This window comes from Rhizorhapis sp. SPR117, assembly GCF_021742065.1.
In genome coordinates, this window is record NZ_JAKKIE010000092.1 from 1 (window position 1) to 8,983 (window position 8,983).

Here is an 8,983-nt window from a genome sequence, read left to right on the forward strand (position 1 = left end):
ACCCATCAGGACCGGTACACTTTTACTCCGAAATGAACGGACCCCAAAAGACCCGTCAGTGGTACATTTTTACTCCGAAATGAACGGACCCCAAAAGACCCGTCAGTGGTACATTTTTACTCCGCCGTTTATACTTCTGGCAACGCGGCTACTTCTCGACCATCATCATGTGTTACCTCGATAAGCATCCCCACAAGAATGACTTCAGCCCCGCGCCATGAAGATGTACTGGCGGCCTTAGTGGAATTATTCATCGTGTGCATCTTCAGATCGATGGCTGCACCTGAGAGGCCAAAAAGGGGCTGTCACGACGCGTTCCGGTATAACATGCTGCCATTGGGAGTGGCAGCTTTTTAGACCCAAAAGCTGCCTTTCCGGAGTGTCGAACGACGGCGACATTTGGTTTAGGTTCTGACATCGTAGACTGAGCTCCCATTTTCAGGCCTGCATCGCCGACCGTAGCGCGAGGAGGTGGCGCTCCCCCGACATTGATTTGTTGCATGCTGCAGACGTCTGCTGACGTAATGATATTGAAGGCAGAATTTTCGCTTCGGCGGCTTAATCACCGTCGGCGACCCGCTCATTCACCCCAACTAACCCTAACACTAACCCTAACAGCTGACGGCGCTTGAGGCGAATTGGGGGGAATAGCGGCGGACATACGATCGTCATAATCCGCAGAAATGTGCGAGTTTCTGCACAATGGCGAATCATGGCGAACAGGGGACTGGCGGAGACGGAGGGATTCGAACCCTCGGTGCCGATTGCTCAGCACGGCGGTTTAGCAAACCGCTGGTTTCAGCCACTCACCCACGTCTCCACATCGGTCATGCGTCCCAAAGGGAGGCGCACTGGCTTTCAAGAGTTGGCCGTATAACGGCGAGTGTGGCGCTTATCAACTGGGTCTTGCGTGGTTATGATTTTCCCTGTCACTTTTCTATGCGCGCATGGAAGATCAAGGCAATTTTCCGGGCATTCGGGCAAAAAGTGCGCTATCTGACGCAAAATTGACTCGTGTCGCCGCCCGTTCATTGCCGTTTCATGTTGTACCGGGATACTCGCTGGCACCAAGTTTTTCGGGGGAATACCGTCATGCGCTCCATCGTCAAAGGCCTTGTTGGTCTGTTTACCATGCTCTCGCTGGGACTGACTCCGGTCCTCGCGCAAGTGCGCTCCGTCGATCCCAACACAGCCATTGACGCCGATCTCGCGCCACTTCCACAGCAGGACAATGGCGCGCCACCGCCCGCCGAACAAAATGTCACGGTCGATAGCAATGTCTACAATGAGCAGACGAACACACAGGCAGCTGTCACAGCAAACGGCACCGATCCTGCTGCCCAGGCCGCTGCTGCGGACGAATCGACAGTTTATCAGCAAGACGACCTCATCGGGGCAGCCGAAGGCGTTTTTGGTAAAGGTGCCGAGGGTCTGGCTGGACTTATCGAAAAAATCCTGGCCGATCAGGGCAAGCCAAATGCCTATATTGCCGGACGGGAAGCAAGCGGCGCATTTGTCGTGGGCCTGCGCTATGGCTCTGGCACTTTGTTCCACAAGGTTGAGGGGCAGCGGCAAGTCTATTGGACCGGCCCATCCGTCGGATTCGACGTGGGCGGAAATGCAGCCAAATCCTTCGTGCTGGTCTATAATCTCTATGACACACAGGATATTTTCAAACGCTTTCCCGCTGGCGAAGGCGCGGCCTATTTGGTCGGTGGCTTTACGGCGAGCTATTTGCGGCGTGGCGACACTGTCCTGATCCCCATTCGCCTGGGCGTGGGTTACCGGCTGGGCGCCAATATCGGCTATATGAAGTTCACAGAGAAATCGAACTGGCTGCCCTTCTGAACATTCTCCCCGGACAGTTTTAAACCAGCCCCAGCCGTGTCAGGTCGCCCAGCATGTGCGGGGGCATTTCAGCCACCTCGTCCTCATCACCATCAAGATCGGGTGGAGCGTCCTCCGCAGCCAGATAGCGCCAACCCTGATGCGCGCGCCTTGGCCGGGAACGGACAGAGATCAATCGGGGTTCCAGTCTGATCCAGATCCGTCCGCCGGGTGCGTCGGTAAAGCCCATGATCGGGCTGCGACCGATCAGGCGATGATTCAATATCCAGTACAGTGACCCGCCTGCCATCTCTGCGTGGCGCTTGGGCAGATAGCGGGTGGTCAGATGCGCCTCGCCCTCTTCCTCATGCGACTCCAGCCAATCGCGCAGATGCGCCACGCTTTCACATCGAAAGGCGATCTTGGTCATATGGAGCGGCATGGGCAGTAAATGGGGGTGCGGACAGGCAGCGTCAACGTACCGTGCCGCGAATTACAGGCCCCAAAGCGTGGCAAGACCAAGGAAGGAGAAAAAGCCCATCACGTCGGTCATGGTCGTCACGAATACTGCCGACGACACGGCAGGGTCGACCCCGGCCCTTTCCAGTGCGACCGGAATCAGAATGCCCGAAAGTCCCGCAACCAGATTGTTGATGACCATAGCCAGCGCAATGACCACGCCAAGATCGGGATTGCCGTAGATCACGGCAGTCGCAATACCTATCATCACCCCCAGCGAAATCCCGTTGGCGGCAGCGATGCGGAATTCACGGGCGATCTGTCGAACAGTATTGGAACTTGTAAGCTGATTGGTGGCGAGCGCACGGACAGCCACGGCCATCGTCTGCGTGCCGGCATTGCCGCCCATGCCCGACACGATCGGCATCAATACCGCCAGCACGACATATCGGGCGATCGTTTCCTGAAATAGTCCAACCACCGATGCAGCCAATATTGCCGTGCCCAGATTGACGATCAGCCACGACAGACGCGTGCGTACAGTCATCAGGATCGGCTGGTTGATATCGCCTTCGCCGGCGCCGGACAGTCGCAAAATGTCCTCGCCCGCTTCTTCCTGGATGATATGCACAATGTCATCGACCGTGATCATCCCGACCAGACGACCGTTGGCATCAACAACCGCCGCCGAAATCAGCGCATATTTCTGGAATCGCAGTGCGACCTCTTCCTGATCCATATCGACGGGGATCAGCGTTTGTTCGCGTTTCATTACATCGGACAGCGGAATATTGCGGGGGCAACGCAATATCCAGCTCAGCTGACACGAACCGATCGGTTTGTGCTGTTCATCGACGATGAAAATTTCCCAGAAATCGGTGGTCAGATCGCCATGTTCGCGCAGATAGTCGATGACTTGTCCTACAGTCATATATTCAGGCACAGCGACCAGATTGCGCTGCATCAAACGACCGGCGGACTCCTCGGGATAGGACAGTGCGTCTTCGATGGCGGCGCGGTCTTCGGGGTCCAGGGCGTCAAGGACTGCCTGCTGGTCCTCTAATTCCATGTCCTCAATGATCGCAACGGCATCATCGGTATCAAGCTGCGTTGCAAATTCGGCCACCTGCGCAGGGGCCAACGCGCCGATCAGGTCATCGCGAACATAGTCGTTAAGTTCCGACAATACTTCGGCGGTCACCAGCTCACCCAGCGCAGCGGCCAGCGCGCCGCGCCGGTCCGACGGCGTCAGTTCAAACAGGTCAGCAATATCGGCGGGATGCAGTGGACGGACGAGGTCGCGTACTTCCTCATCATGTCCCTCCACCACATGGTCAAGCACGGCGGAGACGAATTCCGGTTTCAGCCGATCATCTTCGTCCAGCCGCGTATCATGGGGTGGGACCGCCTCTTCGGGCTGCATTGGATCGGCTATGTCGGTTTCGCTCATCGCCGCCTCCCTTGCCTGCGCCTGTAATGGCTCTCCTTTCACCCATGCGGCTTATAATTGCAATGGCGCGGCTTTGGTTCATTTGCTTCATCGCGCACCACGGCAATGCGTACCGATTGGGGGTTCCATCCCGCCGCTCAATCTTTATAGCGGCCTCATTCTATTCACTTCATTTTCTTGCAACAGGAGGCGATCATGGCCGACGAGACACTTATCATGACCCTGGACGGCGGCGATGTCGTCATCAAGCTACGGCCCGATCTTGCCCCCGGGCATGTTGAACGCATTTCGACGCTGGCGAATGAAGGCTTTTACGATGATATTGTCTTTCACCGCGTCATCCCTGGCTTCATGGCGCAGGGCGGCGACCCCACCGGCACCGGCATGAGCGGTTCGGACAAGCCCGATCTTGCTGCCGAATTCAGCCGCGAACCGCATGTCCGCGGCGTCTGTTCCATGGCTCGCTCATCCAATCCCAATAGCGCCAACAGCCAGTTCTTCATCTGTTTTGACGATGCAACATTTCTTGATGGCCAATATACCGTCTGGGGCGAAGTGACCGAGGGAATGGAGCATGTCGACGCGCTGCCCAAGGGCGAGCCGCCCGCAACGCCTGGCAAAATCGTCAAGATGCGTACTTCGGCATGAATTCAATGGCGATGATGGACAGGGAAACAGAAGGTCCATCATCGCCTTTCCTGCCGTAGAGGTTAGAAAACACCTTTAAAATACTCGTGACCCCGCCAATTACAGGTTGAAATTGCGATTAGAGGCGCGGATCATTCAGCATCAAGGGAGAGGTATGTGATGCAGGATATTTACCCGGTACCAACTGAGTGGTCTGCCCGCGCACGCATCAATGCGGTCGATTACGCAACCGAATATGCGCGTTCGCTTGAGGATAGCAACGCCTATTGGCTGGAGCAGTCCGGGCGTCTGGACTGGATGCGTGCGCCGAGTATTGCGAGCGAAAGCAGCTTTAACGAAGCGGACTTTGGCGTGCGCTGGTTTGGCGACGGGGTGCTCAATGTGTCAGCCAATTGCGTGGACCGGCATCTGGCGGAGCGCGGCGATGACATTGCGCTGATCTGGGAACCCGATGATCCCGGCGAAGAACCGCGACGCTTTACCTATCGGCAGTTGCATGAAGAGGTCTGCCGCTTCGCCAATGTCCTCAAAGGCGTGGGTGTCGAGAAGGGCGATCGCGTGACGCTCTATCTGCCGATGATTCCCGAAGCGATCTTTGCAATGCTGGCCTGTGCGCGGCTGGGTGCGATCCACTCAATCGTGTTCGGCGGCTTCTCGCCCGATGCGCTGGCCGGACGGATCACCGACTGCGACAGCAAATATCTGATCACGGCCGATTTCGGTCGGCGTGGCGGCAAAACGGTTCCGCTCAAGGTCAATGTCGATGCGGCGGCCAGACTCGTCGCCTGCCTTGAAACCGTGGTCGTGGTGAAGGCAACAGGCGGCGCAGTCGATATGACGTCAGGCCGCGACCATTGGTATCATGAACTGGCGGCGAGTGTTGGGACAGACTGTGACCCCGCACCGATGAATGCGGAGGACCCCCTCTTCATCCTCTATACGTCGGGGTCCACCGGCAAGCCCAAGGGGGTGATGCACACCACCGGCGGCTATCTTCTCTGGGCCAGCCTGACGCATGAATTGTGCTTCGATTACAAGCGTGGCGAAATCTATTGGTGCGCAGCCGATGTCGGTTGGGTCACGGGACACAGCTATATCGTTTATGGTCCGCTCGCCAATGGAGCAACGACGCTGATGTATGAGGGGGTGCCCAATTGGCCCAACCCGTCGCGCATCTGGGAAGTCGTGGATCGGCATCAGGTCAACATCCTGTACACCGCACCGACAGCGTTGCGCGCGCTGATGCGCGAGGGCGATGATTTTGTCACAGCAACCTCCCGCAAGAGCCTGCGTCTGCTGGGCACGGTGGGCGAACCGATCAACCCCGAAGCATGGCGCTGGTATCATGAGGTGGTGGGCGAAAGCCGCTGTCCGATCATCGATACATGGTGGCAAACCGAAACCGGCGCGGCACTGATAGCCCCTCTGCCCGGCGCCACCGCCCTGAAACCCGGCAGCGCCACCAAGCCGCTGTTCGGCGTTGAACCGCAGATCGTCGATGGTGAGGGCCATGTGCTTGACGGCGCGTGCGAGGGTAATCTGGTGATCGTGCGGAGCTGGCCGGGACAGATGCGCACCGTCTATGGCGACCATGAACGCTTCTTCCAGACCTATTTCTCTACCTTCCCCGGCAAATATTTCACCGGCGACGGCGCACGGCGCGACGGAGACGGTTATTACTGGATCACCGGGCGGGTTGATGATGTCATCAACGTATCGGGTCACCGCATGGGCACGGCCGAAGTGGAAAGCGCGCTGGTGCTGCACAAAGATGTCGCGGAGGCCGCTGTGGTCGGCATGCCGCACGAGATCAAGGGCCAGGGCATCTATGCCTATGTTACACTGAACGCGGGCGAGGAACCGACCGAGGATCTGCGCAAGGAGCTGGTCAAATGGGTCCGCACCGAAATCGGTCCCATCGCCACGCCAGACGCCATCCAGTTCACCCCCGCCCTGCCCAAAACCCGGAGCGGCAAGATCATGCGCCGCATCCTGCGCAAGATCGCGGAAGGGGATGTGTCAACGCTTGGCGATACTTCGACACTCGCTGATCCGAGTGTTGTCGATGACCTGATCGCCAATAGAATTGGCTAGGATGTTTTTGTTTTGTTCTTATGTCCAATATGACATGATGACGCAATCATGGATGACAGCGCCGACCGACTGCGAAAGATAATCCATATCGACATGGACGCTTTTTTCGCGTCGGTGGAACAGCGCGATGATCCTGCCTTGCGTGGCAAACCTGTCGCTGTGGGATACGCCAGCGCACGTGGCGTGGTTGCAGCGGCCAGTTATGAAGCCCGTTCGTTTGGCGTGCGCTCCGCCATGCCGTCGATCACTGCGCAGCGCAAATGCCCTGACCTGATCTTCATGCCTCCCCGGTTCGATGTCTATCGCGAGGTATCGCGGCAAGTGCGCGCCATCTTCGCCGATTATACACCGCATATCGAACCGCTGTCGCTGGATGAAGCCTATCTGGACGTCACTGAAAACCTCCAGAAGATCACATCGGCCACAGCAATAGCGGAGCATATCCGGGCGCGCATTAAAGCAGAAACCGGACTGACCGCTTCTGCCGGCGTGTCCTCCAACAAATTCCTTGCCAAGCTGGCGTCCGACCAGAACAAACCCGATGGCCTATGCGTCGTGCGCCCTGAACAAGGGGAAGCATTTGTGGCCACGCTGCCCGTAAGCCGCTTTCATGGCGTAGGGCCAGTGACTGCGCGAAAGATGCATGCACTGGGTATCCACACCGGCGCTGATCTGCGGATGCAGGAGTTACCCTTTCTGGAACGGCAATTCGGCAATTCGGCACGTTATTATTATTGGGCCTCGCGCGGTCGGGATGATCGACCGGTACGAGCCAACGCCATCCGCAAGTCGATAGGGGCCGAACGCACCTTTTCCGCTGACCTGTCATCCGAAAGTGACCTGATCGAAGCGCTGGAACCGATTATCGAGGATGTCTGGCACCGCATCGAACGCGCGGTCGCGACAGGGCGCACGATCACGCTGAAAGTCAAATTTACCGATTTCCAGCAAATGACCCGCGCACATTCGCTGCCTTTACCGATCGCATCAAAGCCGGAATTTGCGCAAATCGGACGCGAACTGTTGCACGCGCAACTACCATTCGGGAAAGGGGTGCGCTTGCTTGGCCTGACCATATCCAATCTGGATCATGATCTCACTCCGGAAACGCCCAGGCAACTTGCCTTATCGATTTAGGGATGTGTTACCCGGCAATCAAACGCAGCAGCGCTCCAACGGGAATCCAGGCCAATGGCAATAACAAGGTCAGCGCCCACAGCTTCATCTGATCAGCCCGATAGCGCGAGACAATGTCAGGACTGGATAGTTGGCTTTGCGACAATAGTTCCCACCGGCGCTCCATATTGCGTGCGGCGGGAATGATGGCGGCAATCAATATAGCTATGCCGATATGATAGAGCAGCGAGGTGGCCCCGCTTGCCACAACCGTGGAAATCACGAAAATCTGAAGTCCGCCAAACACGACGAGTGCAGCCGCGAGATTATTGCTCATCTTGCGGTGCCAGATTGCGGCAGAGCGTCCAGCAACGCCGGATGATGGAAAGATCGAAGCCATTATGCGAACCCCAGCTTTATTTGGGCGGAAGTTTTCATGAGTCGGCGCATCGATCAAGTATAAATTTCAATTTTTAGGTCTCCGGCGCCACATTGTTACGCACAAATACGCCAAAACGTCGCTCTGCCCTTGTTACATTTTGCGACAGAGCCTTTCGGCAAGCTGACAAGCGCATTCGTCGTCCGTTCAGAGCGAATCACCCATAAAGCTTTTATCAGCGGCGCCGATCCTCTCCCTTTGGGTGCCGCTGACAGGAACAAGGAGTCGAACATGCGTAAAGTCATATTGGCCGCGTTGATGGCGGCAACTATCTTGCCTGCCACCGCCATGGCGCAGACTCGTGAACTGGCCCGCGACCGGCAGGACATACGGCAGGAACAACGCGATCTTCATCAAGCCCAGCGCTATGGCGACAGGCGTGACGTTCGCAATGAACGCCGCGATGTGCGTCAAGCAAAAAAGGAATATCGCGAGGACTGGCGGGATTATCGCAAGCATAACCGCAAATTATATGCCCGCGGGACGTGGCATTCCTCCTTTCGCTATAAAGCATTCCGTCCCGGCGTGCGGGTCGCGCCCGGCTATTATGCATCGCGTTATGTGATCGCCAATCCGGGCCGATACCACTTGCCCCCCGCGCGCGGCATCAACCGCTGGGTGCGTCATTATGATGACGTATTGCTGGTCAACATGCGGACAGGCGTTGTCGTTGATGTGATACGAAATTTTTACTGGTAAGAACCACGTTGGCCGCGCCGTCCTCCCTTGCAAGTCAGGCGACGCGGCCGATGTGGCGACTAGCGCCAACCATCGGTCCGAAAGGGGGTGGACCATCATAAGCAACGAACGACATGCAAAAAGGTTCGACGCGTCCTCTGAAATGTCACACCGATATGGTCATATTAGGGTCAGGACCCTAGTCACCCGGAACTGTAATCCACCTCATTGATTCACGCCTCTTTGAGGAGATGAACAATGCTAGGTCGGCA

The 8,983-nt window shown here is 57.0% G+C and carries 8 protein-coding genes and 1 tRNA gene; 5 read left to right on the forward strand and 4 right to left on the reverse strand.

Translation table 11 applies throughout. The features are described from left to right. Positions 1–728 precede the first annotated feature (728 nt). Positions 729–820 (reverse strand) — tRNA-Ser (locus L3X40_RS19790). Positions 821–1,092: 272 nt separating this feature from the next. Here L3X40_RS19790 and L3X40_RS19795 point away from each other — a divergent pair. Further along, entirely contained in the window at positions 1,093–1,848 is a 756-nt protein-coding gene (locus L3X40_RS19795) for a DUF1134 domain-containing protein (RefSeq protein ID WP_445177219.1), read from the forward strand. Positions 1,849–1,867: 19 nt separating this feature from the next. On the opposite strand, the gene L3X40_RS19800 is transcribed toward L3X40_RS19795, so the two are convergent. Together L3X40_RS19800 and mgtE are read right to left on the reverse strand one after the other, a co-directional pair. Beyond that, positions 1,868–2,269, reverse strand: a complete 402-nt coding sequence (locus tag L3X40_RS19800) for a DUF1489 family protein (RefSeq protein WP_237367119.1) — start codon at positions 2,267–2,269, stop codon at positions 1,868–1,870. 51 nt (positions 2,270–2,320) lie between these two features. Next, complete coding sequence (mgtE, locus tag L3X40_RS19805) at positions 2,321–3,736, reverse strand: magnesium transporter (protein WP_237367120.1); 1,416 nt, start codon at positions 3,734–3,736, stop codon at positions 2,321–2,323. Positions 3,737–3,931: 195 nt separating this feature from the next. Here mgtE and L3X40_RS19810 point away from each other — a divergent pair, with 195 nt between their 5' ends. The 3 genes from L3X40_RS19810 (at position 3,932) to dinB (ending at position 7,615) form a co-directional block, all read left to right on the forward strand. Further along, positions 3,932–4,384, forward strand: a complete 453-nt coding sequence (locus L3X40_RS19810; RefSeq protein ID WP_237367121.1) for a peptidylprolyl isomerase — start codon at positions 3,932–3,934, stop codon at positions 4,382–4,384. Positions 4,385–4,543: 159 nt separating this feature from the next. Further along, on the forward strand, positions 4,544–6,478 hold the full coding sequence (gene acs / locus L3X40_RS19815; RefSeq protein WP_445177220.1) for an acetate--CoA ligase: 1,935 nt from the start codon (positions 4,544–4,546) through the stop codon (positions 6,476–6,478). Between the two features lie 48 nt (positions 6,479–6,526). Then, positions 6,527–7,615 carry a DNA polymerase IV gene (dinB, locus tag L3X40_RS19820; RefSeq protein WP_237367123.1) on the forward strand — a complete coding sequence of 363 codons (1,089 nt, stop codon included), beginning with the start codon at positions 6,527–6,529 and terminating at the stop codon, positions 7,613–7,615. A 7-nt stretch (positions 7,616–7,622) separates the two neighbouring features. On the opposite strand, the gene L3X40_RS19825 is transcribed toward dinB, so the two are convergent. After that, positions 7,623–8,051 (reverse strand): hypothetical protein, encoded by a 429-nt coding sequence (locus tag L3X40_RS19825; protein ID WP_237367124.1) that lies wholly within the window; start codon positions 8,049–8,051, stop codon positions 7,623–7,625. A gap of 213 nt (positions 8,052–8,264) precedes the next feature. On the opposite strand from L3X40_RS19825, the gene L3X40_RS19830 reads away from it, so the two are divergent. Beyond that, positions 8,265–8,732 (forward strand): RcnB family protein, encoded by a 468-nt coding sequence (locus tag L3X40_RS19830; protein ID WP_237367125.1) that lies wholly within the window; start codon positions 8,265–8,267, stop codon positions 8,730–8,732. Positions 8,733–8,983 lie beyond the last annotated feature (251 nt).

What these genes read in the sequence shown, in the direction of transcription:
- L3X40_RS19795 (WP_445177219.1), top strand. Translation starts at nt 1,093, where the DNA reads ATGCGCTCCATCGTCAAAGGCCTTGTTGGTCTGTTTACCATGCTCTCG.
- L3X40_RS19800 (WP_237367119.1), bottom strand. Translation starts at nt 2,269, where the DNA reads ATGCCGCTCCATATGACCAAGATCGCCTTTCGATGTGAAAGCGTGGCG.
- L3X40_RS19830 (WP_237367125.1), top strand. Translation starts at nt 8,265, where the DNA reads ATGCGTAAAGTCATATTGGCCGCGTTGATGGCGGCAACTATCTTGCCT.
- dinB (WP_237367123.1), top strand. Translation starts at nt 6,527, where the DNA reads ATGGATGACAGCGCCGACCGACTGCGAAAGATAATCCATATCGACATG.
- L3X40_RS19810 (WP_237367121.1), top strand. Translation starts at nt 3,932, where the DNA reads ATGGCCGACGAGACACTTATCATGACCCTGGACGGCGGCGATGTCGTC.
- acs (WP_445177220.1), top strand. Translation starts at nt 4,544, where the DNA reads ATGCAGGATATTTACCCGGTACCAACTGAGTGGTCTGCCCGCGCACGC.
- mgtE (WP_237367120.1), bottom strand. Translation starts at nt 3,736, where the DNA reads ATGAGCGAAACCGACATAGCCGATCCAATGCAGCCCGAAGAGGCGGTC.